At 71.0% G+C, this 16,089-nt stretch carries 16 protein-coding genes; 9 read left to right on the top strand and 7 right to left on the bottom strand.

Features of this window, described 5'->3' with window-relative positions; genetic code table 11:
* Positions 1-127 precede the first annotated feature (127 nt).
* Positions 128-1,177: a hypothetical protein gene (locus tag MUY14_RS41380; RefSeq protein WP_247017947.1), complete on the top strand. Its 1,050-nt coding sequence runs from the start codon at positions 128-130 to the stop codon at positions 1,175-1,177.
* Here MUY14_RS41380 and MUY14_RS41375 read toward each other — a convergent pair.
* Together MUY14_RS41375 and MUY14_RS41370 are read right to left on the bottom strand one after the other, a co-directional pair.
* Positions 1,174-2,430, bottom strand: coding sequence for an MFS transporter (locus tag MUY14_RS41375; RefSeq protein ID WP_247017946.1), 1,257 nt, complete (start codon positions 2,428-2,430; stop codon positions 1,174-1,176). The two genes, MUY14_RS41380 and MUY14_RS41375, sit on opposite strands and share 4 nt — an antisense overlap.
* A gap of 113 nt (positions 2,431-2,543) precedes the next feature.
* Positions 2,544-2,975, bottom strand: coding sequence for a MarR family winged helix-turn-helix transcriptional regulator (locus MUY14_RS41370; protein WP_247017945.1), 432 nt, complete (start codon positions 2,973-2,975; stop codon positions 2,544-2,546).
* Between the two features lie 105 nt (positions 2,976-3,080).
* Here MUY14_RS41370 and MUY14_RS41365 point away from each other — a divergent pair, with 105 nt between their 5' ends.
* Positions 3,081-3,623, top strand: coding sequence for a hypothetical protein (locus tag MUY14_RS41365; protein WP_247017944.1), 543 nt, complete (start codon positions 3,081-3,083; stop codon positions 3,621-3,623).
* On the opposite strand, the gene MUY14_RS41360 is transcribed toward MUY14_RS41365, so the two are convergent.
* Positions 3,613-5,085, bottom strand: a complete 1,473-nt coding sequence (locus MUY14_RS41360) for an NCS2 family permease (protein ID WP_247025489.1) — start codon at positions 5,083-5,085, stop codon at positions 3,613-3,615. The two genes, MUY14_RS41365 and MUY14_RS41360, sit on opposite strands and share 11 nt — an antisense overlap.
* Positions 5,086-5,167: 82 nt before the next feature.
* On the opposite strand from MUY14_RS41360, the gene MUY14_RS41355 reads away from it, so the two are divergent.
* Positions 5,168-5,395: a DUF2530 domain-containing protein gene (locus tag MUY14_RS41355; protein ID WP_247025488.1), complete on the top strand. Its 228-nt coding sequence runs from the start codon at positions 5,168-5,170 to the stop codon at positions 5,393-5,395.
* A gap of 57 nt (positions 5,396-5,452) precedes the next feature.
* Here the strand turns inward: MUY14_RS41355 and MUY14_RS41350 are convergent, their stop codons facing one another.
* Both MUY14_RS41350 and MUY14_RS41340 read right to left on the bottom strand, forming a co-directional pair.
* Positions 5,453-8,284, bottom strand: a complete 2,832-nt coding sequence (locus tag MUY14_RS41350) for a sacsin N-terminal ATP-binding-like domain-containing protein (RefSeq protein ID WP_396126621.1) — start codon at positions 8,282-8,284, stop codon at positions 5,453-5,455.
* Entirely contained in the window at positions 8,256-9,722 is a 1,467-nt protein-coding gene (locus MUY14_RS41340) for a DUF3027 domain-containing protein (RefSeq protein ID WP_315863242.1), read from the bottom strand. Before MUY14_RS41340 ends, MUY14_RS41350 begins: the two co-directional genes overlap by 29 nt.
* 51 nt (positions 9,723-9,773) lie before the next feature.
* Between MUY14_RS41340 and MUY14_RS41335 the strand changes: the two genes are divergently transcribed.
* From MUY14_RS41335 to MUY14_RS41325, 3 genes are read left to right on the top strand one after another with little or no spacing between them, the layout of a single operon-like run.
* The gene (locus tag MUY14_RS41335) at positions 9,774-10,541 is read left to right on the top strand and encodes a glutaminyl-peptide cyclotransferase (protein ID WP_247017938.1); all 768 of its coding nucleotides are present in this window, start codon (positions 9,774-9,776) and stop codon (positions 10,539-10,541) included.
* Positions 10,542-10,591: 50 nt separating this feature from the next.
* Positions 10,592-12,538, top strand: coding sequence for an MFS transporter (locus MUY14_RS41330; RefSeq protein ID WP_247017936.1), 1,947 nt, complete (start codon positions 10,592-10,594; stop codon positions 12,536-12,538).
* An 11-nt stretch (positions 12,539-12,549) separates the two neighbouring features.
* Entirely contained in the window at positions 12,550-13,026 is a 477-nt protein-coding gene (locus MUY14_RS41325; RefSeq protein WP_247017934.1) for a DUF2771 family protein, read from the top strand.
* Here MUY14_RS41325 and MUY14_RS41320 read toward each other — a convergent pair.
* Complete coding sequence (locus tag MUY14_RS41320) at positions 13,023-13,409, bottom strand: cold-shock protein (protein WP_247025487.1); 387 nt, start codon at positions 13,407-13,409, stop codon at positions 13,023-13,025. The two genes, MUY14_RS41325 and MUY14_RS41320, sit on opposite strands and share 4 nt — an antisense overlap.
* 132 nt (positions 13,410-13,541) lie before the next feature.
* Between MUY14_RS41320 and MUY14_RS41315 the strand changes: the two genes are divergently transcribed.
* Positions 13,542-13,778 (top strand): hypothetical protein, encoded by a 237-nt coding sequence (locus MUY14_RS41315; protein WP_247017932.1) that lies wholly within the window; start codon positions 13,542-13,544, stop codon positions 13,776-13,778.
* Here the strand turns inward: MUY14_RS41315 and MUY14_RS41310 are convergent.
* Positions 13,775-14,392, bottom strand: a complete 618-nt coding sequence (locus tag MUY14_RS41310) for an HAD family hydrolase (RefSeq protein WP_247017930.1) — start codon at positions 14,390-14,392, stop codon at positions 13,775-13,777. The two genes, MUY14_RS41315 and MUY14_RS41310, sit on opposite strands and share 4 nt — an antisense overlap.
* A gap of 95 nt (positions 14,393-14,487) precedes the next feature.
* Between MUY14_RS41310 and MUY14_RS41305 the strand changes: the two genes are divergently transcribed.
* Positions 14,488-15,087 (top strand): TetR family transcriptional regulator, encoded by a 600-nt coding sequence (locus MUY14_RS41305; RefSeq protein WP_247017928.1) that lies wholly within the window; start codon positions 14,488-14,490, stop codon positions 15,085-15,087.
* Positions 15,084-16,052, top strand: a complete 969-nt coding sequence (locus MUY14_RS41300) for a R2-like ligand-binding oxidase (RefSeq protein WP_247017926.1) — start codon at positions 15,084-15,086, stop codon at positions 16,050-16,052. Before MUY14_RS41305 ends, MUY14_RS41300 begins: the two co-directional genes overlap by 4 nt.
* Positions 16,053-16,089 lie beyond the last annotated feature (37 nt).

Raw genomic sequence — 16,089 nt, 5'->3', positions numbered from 1 at the left:
ATGAGGTTAGCCTAACCTCACCTTCCGAGCAAGAGGCCGGTCGAGGAGACTCGGATCTCACTCGTTCGAGTGACCCTTCCTGCGGAAACCCCCGGTTTTTGTCGGTGCGTGTCGATACGGTCACAGCGTGAACACAAGGGGGAACTCCAACCGCACCGCGGCGCTGATCGTCGTCGCCGTGCTGGCCTTCTTGGCCGTGCACGGCGGCGCGGCCTGGCTGGTGATACACACCTTCGCCAAGCCCGTCGCGCTGCCCGAACCACCGAAGGAACTGCCCAGCCCGTGGCCGGAACCGGGCGCGCACCCGGTCCGGGAGGCGCCGATGCCCACCGGCGAGCTGGCCGCGGCACTGCCGGACTACACGTCGGGCCACGTGCTCTGTTCGGCGCTGTCCGAACCGGCCTGGGCGAGACTGCTGGGCGGCCCGGTCCGGCGCGAGGTGTCGGTGGTCTTCGGCTGCACCGTCGTCACCACCACCCTCCGGCTCAAGGCCGAGCTCAGCGACGGCAAGCTGATCGTCCCGCCCGGGCCGGTGCAGCAGACGTCGATCGGCGGCCGCGAAGCCACGCTCTCCTCGTCGACCTACGGCAAGCACTCGACGGTGGTCGTCCGGCTCCTCGGGCAGCGTGCGCCGAGCTGGGCCAAGCCCGTGCTGGAGGTTTCGCTGGAGCAGGACGTCCGGGACCGGACACCCCGGGACCTGGCGAACCTCGTCCGCGACATCGGGGAGCGCATCGTCGGCGCCATCACCACACCGGGGCCGGCACTGCCCACGGACGGCACCGGCGACGCGATCCCGGTCCGCGAGGCGGGCCCGGCCCCGGGCACCGGCATCGTCGACGCGCCCACGCCGCTGATCGCCTGGCAGCTGTGCTCCGCGCTCTCGCAGTCCACCGGGCGCCCGCTCGAGGAGTTCGTCCCGAAGCACGACGGCCGCTGCGAATACCGGGCGGACGAGGAGTTCCAGGTCCAGGCATCGAGCAAGGAGCGGCTCACGGAGTCGCTCCCGGACACGATCGGCGGCCGGCCCGCCGAGGTGGAGAACCCGTCGGTGACGATCCAGCTCACCGACGACTCGCCACAACAGGTGCGGCTCGCGTGGCCGTCCCCGAGGAAGTCCGACGAAGAACTGCGAGTCTGGGCCGAGTCCCTGCTGCCGCGCTTGCGCGGCAGCTAGACCTTCGACCGCTTCAAAACTCGAAGCCCGAACCCCCGCTGCACCGGCCACGAAACGCCACCCCGCCGGATCAGCACCACCGCGCACACGACCGCGGCCAGCGCCGAAACCGCGCCGCCGATGTAGAAGGGAGACCGCCCGCCGAAGGCGTCCGCCATCCAGCCGACCATCGGTCCGCCGATCGGGTTGCCGCCGATCAGGACCAGCACGTACAGGCCCATCACCCGGCCCCGCATCTCCGGGCTGACCGACGTCTGCACCAGCGCGTTCGCCGTGTTGAGGAACGTCATCGTCGCGAAGCCGAGCGGGATCAGGCCGAGGCCGAACGTCAGGTACGTCGGCATGAACGCCGTGAGCAGTTCGAACACGCCCAGGAAGAAGGCCGACACCAGCATCAGCCGCACCCGCGGCCGTCCTTTGGTGCCGCGCCGGGCGGACATCACCGCGCCGGTGAACGTGCCGACCGCGACCAGTGTGGAAAGGAGGCCGTAGCCGTCGGCGGCGGTGTGGAACACGTTCGCGGCGACGATCGGCAGCGAGCTGAAGTACGTGATGCCGAACGTGCTGACGAACAGCACCAGCACCATCACGGTCATCAGGTCGGAGCGCCGCCGGACGTACCGGAGGCCCTCGACGAGCTGTCCCTTCTCGCGCGGCACCGCCGCGACGCGGAACAGCTTGTCCGGGTTCATCAGGACCAGGCCGATGATCACCGCGACCGTGCTGACCGCGTTCGCGATGAACAGCCAGCCGGTGCCGATCCAGGTGATCGCGAACCCGGCGATGGCCGGGCCGACGATCCGCGCCATGTTGAAGATCGACGAGTTGAGCGCGACGGCGTTCGCGATCTGGTCGCGGCCCACCATCTCGGCGACGAACGACTGCCGCGTCGGCACTTCGAGCGACGCCGTGATGCCGAGCGTGAAGCACAGGACGTAGACCTGCCACAGCGCGACGATCCCGCTGATGTCGAGCACCCCGAGGACGACGGCCTGCGCGCACGCGGCGACTTGGATCCAGGTGAGCAGCCGCCGCTTGTCGACGCGGTCGGCGAGGACGCCGGCCCACAGCGAGAGGAACAGCGTCGGCGCGAACTGCAGCGCGACGGCCATGCCGAGGGCGATCGGGTTGTTGCCGCTGAGGGTGAACACCAGCCAGTCCTGGGCGATGCGCTGCATCCAGGTGCCGATGTTCGAGATGACCTGGCCGGTGAAGAACAGCCGGTAGTTGCGGACCCGCAGCGAGGCGAACATGCTGCCGCGCTTGGACGGGGACGGTGGCGAATCGGACGGCGGTGGCGCCATGTCCCGGGTAGCAGTGGTCTCGGTGGAACGCTTCGTTTCGCTACCCGTGGCCGTCACCGTGGTTAGTTCCCCGCCATCCTGTCGATGATTTCGGCGGCTTTGGAGAGCACTTCGCGCTCTTCGTCGCCGAGTTCCGCCAATTGCCGGTCCAGCCACGCTTCTCGCACCGAAATGGCCCGCCGCACGTAGGCGAGTCCGCTCTCGGACAGCTCGACGATGGCTTGCCTGCCATCGGTCGGGTGCGGGCGCCGCTCGACGAACTTCATCTCTTCGAGCGCGGCGATCACCCTCGTCATCGAGGGCGGCTGGACGCCTTCCTTCGCGGCGAGCTGCCCCGGGGTCAGCGCGCCGCACTTGTGCAAGGTGGACAGCGCGGCGACCTGCGTGAGCGTGAGGTCGTCCCCGACGCGCTGTGCCCGCAGCCGGCGGTTGAGCCGGACCACCGCGAGACGCAGACGGCTCGCCAAGGAGCGTTCGTGCGTGTCGCCGGACATATAGTTAGCATACCTTACGAAACTTCGGCCGCACGGGTGATCTCCGTCAAGCGGCAACCTGGAACACGGTCACGCGTCCTCACGAGGGAAACCCCGGGGGGTCGGATGAACAAGAAGCTGGTGGGCTCGGCCGTGGTCGGCGCGGCGGTACTGGCGATCGTGGCGGCGCAGTTCCTGAGCAGCGGCCCGGACGCCGCCCCGGCGGCCGCCCCGCCGCCGTCGCCCGCACCTTCGATCGTCTCCGGCGCGCTGGAGGTCTACCGGCTCGCGGACGGTCCCGGCCAGGCGATCGAGATCCCGGTGCCGGCGGACTGGGCCGTGAACCGCGACGGAGAGCGGGCGAGCTACCGTCGGGGTGAGCTTCTGCTCGAGACCGACCGGGTGCCGATCACGCAGGAAGACGCGCTGAGCGGGCTCAAGGCGGTCTTCGGCCGGCAGGGTGGCACGGTCGCCGGGCACGCCCCGATCGCCGACTTCGACGCCGCGGAATGGAACTTCACCTACGACCGCGACGGCGCGCAGCGGCGGGTGACCGTGGTCGGCCTCGGCGCCGGCGAAGCCTTGGTGACCGTCCGGTTCGACGCCCCGGCCGCCGACTTCGAGCGCGACCGGGGCGTCTTCGACGAAGCCCTGAAGATCAGGAGCTGAACGCGGCCTGGATCGGCCCGACCGCGAAGTACGCCACGAAGGCCAGCGCGATCACCCACATGAGCGGGTGCACCTGGCGGGCCTTGCCGGTGGCCGCGCGGATCACGACGTAGCTGACGAAGCCGGCGCCGATGCCGTTCGCGATCGAGTACGTGAACGGCATGACGACGATGGTCAGGAACGCGGGCAGCGCGATCGAGTAGTCGGTGAAGTCGATGTCGCGCACCTGCGCCATCAGCATCGCGCCGACCACGACCAGCGCCGGCGCGGCCGCTTCGACCGGCACGACCTGGTAGAGCGGGGTCAGGAACATGGCGGCGATGAACAGCACGCCGGTGACGACGTTGGCCAGGCCGGTCCGCGCGCCCTCCGCGATGCCGGACGCCGACTCGACGAACACCGTGTTCGAGCTGGCCGAGCCGAACCCGCCCGCCGCGCCCGCGAGGCCCTCGACGAACAGCGCCTTGCCGACGTTGGGCAGCTGGCCGTCCTTCGGCAGCAGGTCGGCTTCCTTCGCGAGGCCGGTCATGGTGCCCATGGCGTCGAAGAAGTCGGCGAGCACCAGGGTGAACACCAGCAGGCAGACGGTGATGATCGGCAGCCGCGTCCAGGCGCCGAAGGAGACGTCACCGACCAGTGAGAGGTTGGGCAGGCCGAGCACCTGGTCCGGCAGCGCCGGGTAACCGAGGTTCCAGCCCTTCGGGTTCGTGCCCTGCGACGGCCCGGCCTTGACGATCGCCTCGACGACGATGGCCAGCACCGTCGACGCCAGCACGCCGATGAGGATCGCGCCCTTGACCTTCCGCACCACGAGGATGCCGGTGAGCAGCAGGCCGACGACGAACACCGCGGTCGGCCAGGAGGCGATCGAGCCGTTGATGCCAAGGCCGACCGGGACGGTGGTGTGCGCGGCGTCCGGCAGCCGGCGCACGAACCCGGCGTCGACCAGGCCGATCAGGCAGATGAACACGCCGATGCCGACGGCGATCGCGGACTTCAGCGCGGCCGGCACGGCCTTGAACACCGCGGTGCGGAACCCGGTGAGCACGAGCAGGACGATGATCACGCCCTCGATGACCACCAGGCCCATCGCCTCGGGCCAGGTCATCTGCGGGGCGATGGTGACCGCGACCAGGCTGTTGATGCCGAGGCCGGTCGCGATGGCGAACGGGTAGTTCGCGACCAGGCCCATCAGGATCGTCATCACGCCGGCGACGAGCGCGGTCACCGCGGCCACCTGCGAGACGGGCAGGATGCCGCCGAGGAGGTCCTTGTGCGCGCCCGCGTCGTCGGCCGAGAAGCTGCCGATGATGAGCGGGTTCAGCACCACGATGTAGGCCATCGTGACGAAGGTGACCAAGCCGCCGCGCAGCTCGCGCGGCACCGTCGAACCCCGCTCGGTGATCTTGAAGAACCGGTCCAGTGTGGACGTCCCCTCGCGGGTCGTCTCCTGCTCCGCCATTCGCCTGCCCATTCTCTCGCTGCTGCGGAGTACCCTGCACCTCGTGAGTGAACCGATCAATCCACCGGAGGTTACGGGCTCGTTGCGGCACACGCCGGAGCTGCCCAAGAAGCTGACCGACCTGACGCCGGTGGTGATCGTAGGCACCTCGATCTGGGCTGTCGCGCTGGTGGTGCTCTTCTTCACGAGTCCGGGGCTGTGGGTGCAGACGGCGCTGTCCGGCTTCGCGCTCGGCTTCGTCGGCATGGCGATCATCGGCTGGCAGCGCGCCGCCGCCCGCCGCGGCTCGAAGTCGGCCCAGCGGCTCTGAGGTTCAGTCCGTCCATGCCCCCGCCACCGCCCTCAACGGAGACGCTTCGCGCCCTGCCTAGTTCACCAGCGTCCGCGGTGACGGGTCGTCGAGCAGCGCGGTGATCAGGTGCCGGTCGGGCCAGCGCCCGGCCGCCCAGGCGAACGCGCGGGCCAGGCCCTCGGACGTGTCGGCCGCGTGCAGCCGGCCGTCGGACCACCACTGGACGTCGTGCTCCGCGCCCTGGATCGACACGGTCAGCGGGTCGTGCACCAGGACACCGCCGTCGGGCAGCCGGACGCCGAGCTGGTCGGCGACGAGCTTCAGCGCGGGCAGCTCGGCCCAGGGCGCGTACTCACCTCGGCTGGTGACCTCGGCGGCCGCGGTGCTCGCGAGCGGCAGGTCGAGCAGGTCGGCGAGCCGCTCCGGGTCTTCCGGGGCAACCACGTACTGATCGGGTTCGAGCGCCCCGGCCACCCACGGCACGTCCAGCACGAGCGCGTCGGCCACGACGGTCCCGTCCGCGGCCCGCACACCCCGCGGCGCCCGCGGTTCGAGCCCCGACTCGACGACGGCGTCGTAAGCACGAGCGATCAGCCCGGCCGAGACCACGCGATCCGGGTCGGCGAGCCGGCCGAGGAGGTCGTCCGCTTCCTCCACTGTGGACAGCGTGAGGTCCGCCCGCACCCCGGCGGCCGCGAGGAGCTGCTCGCCGAGGCCGAGGTCGGGCACCACGTCGTAGAGCCCGGCCAGGTCGGCGTCCGGCAGGCGCCACTCGTTCGGCGCGAACCCGTCGAGCACGGCGTACTGCGCGATCCACCAGGCAGCGTGGCCCCGCGGCGCACGCAGGGCGTGCCAGGTTTCGGGCCGCGCGGCGAGCAGCCGCAGCGCGGCGGGCCAGGAGTCGTCGGCGACGAGGTCGAGGTCCCGGATCGCGACGAGCGTCGAGGGCGGCTCCGGCAGCGAGTCCCACCAGGCTTCTTCGTCGGGCAGGTCGTGGTCGGGTTCGTGCGGCTCGTCGTCGACGACCAGCGCGAACGAGTCGAGCACTCCCGCGGCCTTCAGCGTGTCGGCCGGCCAGTCCTCGGCGAAGTCCTCATCGAGGACGTCGAGCGCACCGTCCTCCTCGAAGACCTCTTCGTCGAAGACGTCGATCAGCGGCGACGCCGGCAGCACGAGTTCGTCCGCGCGACGCCAGGAATCGGTGGCGGGCAAAGCAAGCGCAGCGACCCACCGCGGCGCGTCGTCCCCGCAGTCGGCAATCAGCCGGAGCACGGCACCGGCGAGCGTCGTACCGTCCAATCCGGACCGCACGTCCTCGACACTGCGCTCGACGGCGTCCCGCAGCTGATCGGCGTTGAGCAGCTCCCGCGCGTCGGCGTGCTTGGCCCCCAACCGTTCCAGCAACGGGTGCGACGCGGCGGGGTGCACCAGCCGGAGTCCCGGAATGTCCACATCGGACAGCAGTTCCAGCAGCTCCGCCGAACCCTCGACGAGCAAGCAGCCCCGAGCGCCCGGCAGGGTCCGGCCGTCCGACAGCGGAACGGGCAACCCGTCCAGCTTCTCCGCGGCGACGGCGTGCGAGTCGACGGCGATCGCGAGCGCGGCGTAGACCTCGCGCCACCAGCCGGGATCCCGGCTGACGCCGGTAAGCGTTTCCAGTACCTCTTCGATGCCGACAACCTGCCCGGAAACGGCTTTCAGCGCCTGCGCCGGCACGTTCCCCTTGACCAGCCCCGGCACGAAGTCGGCGAGCAGTTCCGGCAGCCCGGGCACGTCGACGTCGAGAACCCTCGCCTGCCGCCCGGAAATCTCTTTCTTGTCCCGAGTGGACACCCAAGTTTCGTTGCCGAGCACGGAAAGCACTTCGTCACGCAACTTGGCGTCCACAGTGGACTTCGGAAACCCGGGCGTCGGAACGAGCGCGAACCGGTGCTCGGCCGACAGCAACCGGACAAGCCCGACGTACTCGGCAGCAGCCTTTTCCAGTGCCTCGGTCAATTCAGGCCCGGGCAACACCCGGCGACGCGAAGGTTCGACCGGAACGGAAGCGAGCAGCCGCGCGGGCAACGACAACGCGTCATCGGTGGGCGTGGGAGCACGCAGAACGTCTTCCTTCAGCGGCTCGGGCGCACCGTCCCGACCGACCGGAACCGCCCAGACGACGTCACCACGATGGGTCAGCCAGCGAGTTTCCCCCGCGGGTCCCCGAATTTCGACGACGTCCTGTTCGGCGGACCGAGTCCAAACGCGACCCCCGACCTCGAACTCGGCCAGCCACGGCAGGGCGAGCAACAGGTCGGCGACGTCACGCGCAAGCTCCTCGATGAGAGCGTCGCCATCGACGTCGTCCCGCAACGGAAGCCGGACTTCGGTGTCGAAGCCGTCCGGAACTTCTTCGTCCACCGGCCACGGCAGCCGCAGAACCGGAACATCCCCCTCGATCCCGGCGGCTTCCCGGGTCAGCTGAGCGGAAAAGGCAACCCCACCGGTGCGGGAAACGACCCGAGGTTCGTCAGAAACGGTCCGCACGGCGGCAAAGCCGACCCCGAACCGCCCGACGGTCTCGCCGGTCTTCCCGGAAGCCCGCAGCGAGGCAAGCGAAGCAACACCCCGAGCGTCAAGCGGCGCCCCGGTGTTGGCGAACCGGAGTTCCCGTCCATCCACAAGGGACGCCCGAACCCGCCCAGGCTGCCGAGCGGCCATGGCGGCGTCGGCGGCGTTCTGGGCGAGCTCGACGAAGAGCCGATCCCGATAGGCCCCGACCCGCAGGTCGCGCTCGACGTTGGTGTCTTCGATCAGCCGAGTCGGCGAGTCCCGCCAAGCGCGCAGCGTCGCCTCACGAAGCCGCCCGGTGCCGAAGGCATCATCCCCGCCCGGCTCAGTGCTCAGACTGCTCACCAGCACCATCGATCCGAGCCTGGGTCGCGGGTTCCTCGGTGACCACATTGTCGGCGAGCACGGCTTCCGGCAGGTCAACTTCCTCGACGGCCTCGGTCTGCTGCTCAGCCGGCTCCGCTTCAACCGCACCGGTCACGTCAGCCTCAACCACCGGCTCGGCAGCAGCACCAGTCACCTCGGCCTGGGCCGGCTCGGCAACCGCCTGCTCGGCCCCCGCCACCACCGGCTCGGCAACCGCATCCGTCACCTCAGCCTGGGTCGGCTCCGCCTCCGCGGGAGCGGCAACCTCGGGCTCACCCTCAGCCACCTCGGCCTGAGCCGGCCCCGCGACTGCCGGTTCGGCAACCGCATCGGTCACCTCGGCCTGGGTCGGCTCCGCGACCGCATCAGCCGCTTCCGGCTCCACCACTGCATCCGTCACCTCAGCCTGAGTCGGCTCCGCGACCGCACCGGCCGCCTCAGCCTCGACCACCGTCGCGGCCTCGGCCGCCTCCGGCTCGACCTCCGCCGGTGACACGTCCGACTCCGCGACCGCCGTCTCCGGCTCCGCCGCCGACGTCTCGACCACCGGCTCCGCCACCGCCAGCTCTGCCTCCGCCGGGGTATCCGCCTCCGGCTCCACCGCCGACGTCTCCGCCACCGGCTCAACCGGCTCAGCCACCGGCTCCGGGGTCTCCGCCACCGGCTCCGGGGCCGGCGTGAAGTCCAGCAGCGAATCGTCGTACACCAGCTCTGCCACCGGGACCGAGGACGTCACCTCGACCTCGATCTCCGAGTGCGCTCCGCACCCGTACTCCACGTCGACCACGTGGCCGTCCGCCGGGGCGATGTCGTTGCTGCACACCCCGAACACGCCGCTCAGCGAACCCGCCAGCTGGACGAAGAAGCCGCACGTTCCGCACACGTCCGGGGCGCTGCGCGCCATGTCGGACCTGGGGCCGAACTCGCCGCTGTGCCAGCGGGTCGCCGCCTCCGTGCGGCCGTAGCGGGAGAGCACGTGGACCCGGCCGAGGCCCGCGTCGCGGGAGACCTCCTCCACCGCCGGGTCGTCGGACTGGAGGTAGGCCGGGGCCAGGCGGGGGTCGTTCTCGTCCGTCGGGAAGATGTCGCCGACGCCCAGGTCGCCCGCGCGGACCCGGCGCTCCCACGGGACCCACGGCGGGGCGATCAGCGCGTCCGGGCCGGGCACCAGGACGACCTCGCTGACCGTCACCGGCTCTTCGTCGCCCGCCAAGGCGACCGTCACCGACCAGCGCCAGCCGCCGTAGCCCGGTACCTGGGCCTCGAACAGGTGACTCGCCGTGACCGCGTCTTCGCGGGTGACCCCCACGTGGGCGCCGAGCTGGTCCTCGGGCGCTTCGTCCAGCACCGCAGCTCGCGCGAACTCCACCGCGTCGGCGAGTTTGCGCTGCACGGAACCGTCGTCCAGGGTCAGCAGCAGAGTCATGCGGCCAATTGTGCCGCACGCATCCGCGGCGCCCGTGCCAGGCTGTTCAACGTGCGCACGCCGATCCTCACCACCCTGCTGCTGGCCGCCGCGCTCGGCGGCTGCGCCGGTGCTCCCGAACAGCCGGCCGGCCCGTCACAGCTCACCGTCGAAGTGGTCTCGACCTCGGCGCACGACCCCGCCGCGTTCACCGAAGGCCTCGAGTTCGCCGGCGACACGCTCTACGAAAGCACCGGGCTCGCCGGCCAGTCGACGCTCACCGCCGGGCCCCCCGGCGGGCCGCCGGCCGTGAAGGCCACGCTGCCGTCGCCGTTGTTCGGCGAAGGCGTCACCGTGCTCGGGCCGACGCTCTGGCAGCTCACCTGGCAGGACGGCGTCGCCATCGAACGCGACGCCAAGACCCTCGCCGAGCTGCGCCGGGTGCCCTACCAGGGCGAAGGCTGGGGGCTGTGCCACCAGGCCGACGGGCGGCTCGTCATGAGCGACGGCTCCGCGCGCCTGACCTTCCGCGATCCGAAAACCTTCGCCGTGACCGGCAGCGTTGACGTCGGGCGCGACCAGCTCAACGAACTCGAGTGCGTCGGCGGGGACGTCTACGCAAACGTTTGGCACACCGACACGATCCTGCGGGTCGACGCCGCCACCGGGCACGTCACCGCGACCATCGACGCAGGTCAGCTGCGTGCCAAGGTGAACCCGGCCGGCGCCGAAGACGTGCTCAACGGTATCGCCGCCGTCCCCGGGACCGGTGATTTCCTCCTCACCGGGAAGCAGTGGCCGGTCACGTTCCGGGTGAGGTTCGTCCCGGTCCGGGCGTGAAAGCACGGATGAGCAGGCGGAACCGACCCCCGGTAAGGCAGGATTGGGACGTGGCACTCTTCGGCTCCCGCTCCGACGGCTCCGGCTCGCAGCCGCGCGGCCGCAAGTCGAAGCGACGCTGGACGCCGGAGCCGGGCGCCACCGAAGCGCGGTCCTGGCGCGAGGCCGCCCGCAACCCGCCGCCGCCCACCCGCGTCGAGCACCCTCCCCCGAGCCCGCCGCCGCCCGCCGGACGCGCGGAGCACACCCGCGTCGAGCACCGCAGCGCGCCGCCGCCCCTCCGCGCCGAACGGCCCGCGGCCCCGCGCGGCGGGTACTACGGCGCGCCGGACGCGAACGAGGCACCGACCGCCGCCGCACCGGCGGGCCACCGACCGCCGCCTCCCCCTCCACGCGGGGCGCGGCCGTACCCGCCGCACGACCCGCACCGCACCGAGCCCGTCCGCCGCGAGCCCGGCGGCTTCTACCAGGGCGAGCGGTACCCCGGCAGCGGCGAGTACGAGCACTACGACACCGGTGGCTACGCCGGCGAGCCGCGGCCGCCGGAGGCCGAACCGCTGCCGCCGCGCGAAGAACCGCGGACGCCGGGCGGCACGCCGAAGCTGCCGAAGAAGATCACCGTCACGCGGGTGGCGGCGATGCGCAGCCGCCAGCTGACCGGCCAGGCCGTCGGCGCCTTCCAGCGCGCGACGAAGGCCGACGGCGCCGAGAAGTCCGGCCTCACCTCGCTGACCTACGCCGTGATGCTGAACTACGCCAGCGACGCGGCGATGGCGATCGCGCTGGCCAACACGCTCTTCTTCGCCGCCACCAGCGGCGAGAGCAAGGGCAAGGTCGCGCTCTACCTGCTCATCACGATCGCGCCGTTCGCGCTGGTCGCGCCGGTGATCGGCCCCGCGCTCGACAAGGTGCAGCGCGGCCGCCGGCTCGCGATGTGCGCGTCTTCGGTCGGCCAGGGCCTGATGGCCGTGGTGATGGCGCTGCACTTCGACGACTGGCTGCTCTACCCGGCCGCGCTCGGGATGATGGTGCTCTCCAAGTCGTTCACCGTGCTCAAGGCCGCCGTGACGCCCCGGGTGCTGCCGTCCGAGATCACGCTGTCCAAGACCAACGCCCGGCTGACGACGTTCGGCCTGGTCGCCGCGGGCGCGTTCGGCGCGCTGGCCAGCGGCATCAACGCGATCTCCGGCTCCGCGGGCGCGCTGTGGTTCACGGCGCTGATCTGCGTCGCCGCCGCCGTGCAGTCGATGCGGATCCCGGCCTGGGTCGAGGCGACCGAGGGCGAGGTCCCGACGTCGCTTTCCGCCCACCCGACCGAGAAGAAGCGCCGCCAGCCGATGGGGCGCCACATCGTCGTCGCGCTGTGGGGAAACGGGTCGGTCCGCGTGCTCACCGGCTTCCTCATGATGTTCGCCGCGTTCGCGGTCAAGGCGCAGACCGAAGGCACCGGGCAGACGCCGTTCATGCAGCTGCTCCTGCTCGGCGTGATCGGCGCCGCGGCGGGGGCCGGCGGCTTCCTCGGCAACGCGCTGGGTTCGCGCCTGCACTTCGGCAGCCCGGACCAGGTGATCGTCGGGTGCGTGGCGAGCTGCGTGCTGGCCGCGCTGGTCGCGACGGTGCTGCCCGGCCTGGCCACGGCCGCGATCGTCGGCCTGGTCGGTGCGACGGCCAGCGCGCTCGCGAAGATCAGCCTCGACGCCGTCATCCAGGAAGACCTGCCGGAAGAGTCGCGCGCGTCGGCGTTCGGCCGCTCGGAGACCGTGCTGCAGCTGGCGTGGTGCCTCGGTGGCGGCGCGGGCCTGCTGCTGCCGCCGACGTACTGGATCGGCTTCCTGGTCATCACGGTCGTGCTCGCGGTCGGCCTGACGCAGACGTACCTGGTGCGCCGCGGCGGTTCGCTCGTGCCGGGCCTCGGCGGCGACCGGCCGCTGCGCCCCGAACCGACCGGCAGCTTCCCGGCCCAGGGCCTGCCCAGGGACGCGGCACCCCGCCGGTAGGGTCTGAACCCATGCGACGTTCCCGGGTGGTGGCCCTGCTTGCGGCCGGTGGGTTCGCGGTGGCCGGCTGCTCGGCGCCCGGCCCGGCCGAGGTCACGTTCTACGCCGACGGCCACACGGTCAACACCGCGCCGGTGCTCTCCTGCGACTACTCGCAGCAGCTCGCGCAGCCGTGCAGCGCCAAGGGCGACACGAAGACGCTGAAGGTCCGCCCGGGCAAGCCCGTGCAGATCTCCGTGCCCGGCGAGGTCGCCGACGCGCCGTGGCAGATCGTCTACGAGTACGTCACCCCGCAGGGCGAGTACAAGCAGAGCGACCCGATCCCGTTCACGTCGCTGGACCGCTACGCGTACACGGTCACACCGCCGACGCCCGCCGACCGCATCTCGGCGGTCGACGTGCAGAAGTACACGGCCGTGCTGAACTCCAGCACCGGTGAGTCCGGGCTGCTGCCCAGCGACGTGTGGGGCCTGCGGCTCGAGGCTTAGGGGTCCAGGTCCCGCGCCACCGCGCGCATGATCTCGCCGATCTGCTTGGTGTGCTTGCGGTCCGGGTAGCGGTTGCGCCGCAGGTCCGGCTGCACCTTCAGCTCGAGGAGCTTGATCATGTCCTCGATCAGGCCGTGCAGTTCCTCGGCGGGACGGCGGCGCGCCTCGACGACGGACGGCGGCGGGTCGAGCAGCCGGACGGAAAGCGCTTGCGGACCACGGCGGCCGTCGGCGACGCCGAACTCCAGCCGCTGACCGGCCTTGAGCCCCTCGACGCCCTGCGGCAGCGCGGCCTTGCGGATGTAGACGTCGGCGCCACCGTCCTGCGTGACGAACCCGAACCCCTTCTCCGCGTCGTACCACTTGACCTTGCCGGTCGGCACTTCCCTCACCAATCCTTCTGCTGTCCCGCTCACGACGAACGCGCCCGGGGGCGTACCCAGGGCGCGCTGGGTAAAGGGTATCTCGCCACATGCCCTGGGGAGAAGCCGATACCGGCGGATACCCTTTGCGGCATGACGACCGCGACGAAGGAGGCCACCGTGGCCGCCCCCGGCAAACCGTTCCTGATGCGCCTCGGCATCGGGTTGTTCGGCATCGGCATGCTGGCCGTGCTCGCCGTGTTCATCATGTTCGCCGCCGGCTTGGAGAACCTGCCGATCTGGCTGTCCGTCGGCGCCGGTGTCATCACCCCCCTCGGGCTGCTGCTGGGCCTGATCGCGCTGGTCCGCGAGGCGCGCGCCAAGAACTAGGACACGGCCGCGAACGTCTTCTCGAACCACTCCGGGAACTCCGTCAGCGACTCGAACACCACCTCCGCTCCTTCGCTCAGCAGGAGCGCGCGGTCGCACGGCCCCGTCGTGACGCCGACGGCGATCGCGCCGGCGGCCAGCGCGCCGCGGATGTCGCCGGCGTGATCTCCGACATACACGCGCGCGTCGTGCGCGAGGAGCGCCTCGGCCTTCTGGGTCGACCACAGCTCGCCGACGACCTCGTCGACGTCCAGACCGAGCGCGTCCACGTGCAGTTGCGCGTTGGGCCCGTACTTGCCGGTGACGACCAGCGTGCGCCCGCCGGCTTCCCGCACCGCGCGCAGCGACTCGACCGCGCCCGGAAGCGCGACCGTGCTGGGCACCACCATGTCCGGGTACAGCGCGCGGAACCGGTCGACGAGCCCCGGGATGCGTTCTTCGGGCGCCTCGAAGCCGCGGAGGATGTCGTCGAGCGGCGGGCCGAGGTTGGCCGCGAACGCGGCACCGTCCAGCGGCAGGCCGGATTCGGCGCCGAGCGCGTTCATCGCCGCGGCCATGCCCGGCCGCGCGTCGATCAGTGTCATGTCGAGGTCGAACCCCACCGTGATGCCCACGCTCGACACGGTAGCCGTCACCACCGACAGATTTACACGCGAGCTGATCATGTACAGCGTCTTGACAGTGGGTCGATCTGTGTCAAGGTGAGGGTGTGACCAGCTTCACTGACCGGACGAAGGCGTCCCTCCGGGAAGCCCTGCTCGACGCCGCCGCGGAACTGCTGCCGGAGGCCGGCTACGCGGGGCTGCGGATGGCCGACGTGGCGGCCAAGGCCGGGGTGAGCAGGCAAACCGTCTACAACGAGTTCGGCAACAAGGCGGCGCTGACCCAGGCGGTGGCGCTGCGCACCGCGTCGGAGTTCCTCGACGGGATCCGGCGGCGGTTCGAAACGGCGGACGGGCTCCTGGCCGGCATCCACCACGCCGTCGTCTACACGATCGAGCACGCGCGGGAGAACCGCCTGGTCGCGGCGGCGCTCGGCACCGAAGCGGGCGAGGACCTGCTGCCGCTGCTCACGACCAAGGGCGAGCCGATCCTCAGCGCGGCCGCCGACCTCGCCGCCGAGCAGTACCGGGAGTTCGAGCCCGGCCTCTCGGCGGAGTCCGCGGCCCTGCTCGCGGAGACCGTCGTGCGGCTTTCGCTGTCGCACCTGGTGCTCTCGACGCATTCCGCGACGGAGGCGGCCGACGCCGTCGCCGCCGTGCTCGAACCCGCCATCCGCCAATTCGTCCACAATGGAGTGACACGATGACCGACACGCTGCCCGAGCTGCGGACCGGCTTTTCCTCGCTGCGCAAGGGCGGGCTCAACTGGGACTCGTTCCCGCTGCGGCTGTTCGTCAAGGGCAACAAGAAGTTCTGGAACCCCGCCGACATCGACTTCAGCCGCGAGCGCGAAGGCTGGGACACGCTCAACCCGGAGCAGCAGCGAAGCACGACGTACCTGGTCGCGCAGTTCATCGCCGGCGAAGAGGCCGTCACCGAGGACATCCAGCCGTTCATGCGCGCGATGTCGGCGACCGGCCGCTTCGGCGACGAGATGTACCTGACGCAGTTCTGCTTCGAGGAAGCCAAACACACGGAAGTGTTCCGGCGGTGGATGGACGCCGTCGGGCTGACGCAGGACCTCCACCCGTACGTCGCGGAGAACCCGCACTACCGCAAGCTGTTCTACGAGGAGCTCCCGCAGTCGCTGCGCGCGCTGGAGGACGATCCCAGCCCGCTCAACCAGATCCGCGCGAGCGTGACGTACAACCACGTGATCGAAGGCAGTCTCGCGCTGACGGGCTACTACTCGTGGCAGCTGATCTGCACCCAGCACGACATCCTGCCGGGCATGCAGGAACTCGTCCGCCGCATCGGCGACGACGAGCGCCGCCACATGGCGTGGGGCACGTTCACCTGCCGCCGCCACGTCGCCGCGGACGACTCGCTGTGGGACGCGGTGCAGCAGCGGATGGGCGAGCTGCTTCCGCACGCGCTCAGCATGATCCAGTGGGTGCAGGACCAGTTCGAGGAACTGCCGTTCGACAACGACCCGCAGGAGATCATCCAGTACGCGGCGGACCGGGCCCAACGCCGGCTGGGCGCGATCGAGTCGGCGCGGGGGATGCCGGTGGAGCAGATCGACCTGGACTACTCGCCGGAGCACCTCGAGGAGACGTTCGGCGAAGAAGACGCGAAGGCGATCGCCGAGGCCGCGGCCGCCGTCGGCTGACCCGAGTTCGTGACGGCCACCTCGACGAACTTCGAGG

Origin of the sequence: Amycolatopsis sp. FBCC-B4732 (genome assembly GCF_023008405.1) — a bacterium.
GTDB classification, from domain to species: Bacteria; Actinomycetota; Actinomycetes; order Mycobacteriales; family Pseudonocardiaceae; genus Amycolatopsis; species Amycolatopsis pretoriensis_A.
This window is presented reverse-complemented; position numbering and strand designations above follow the sequence as displayed.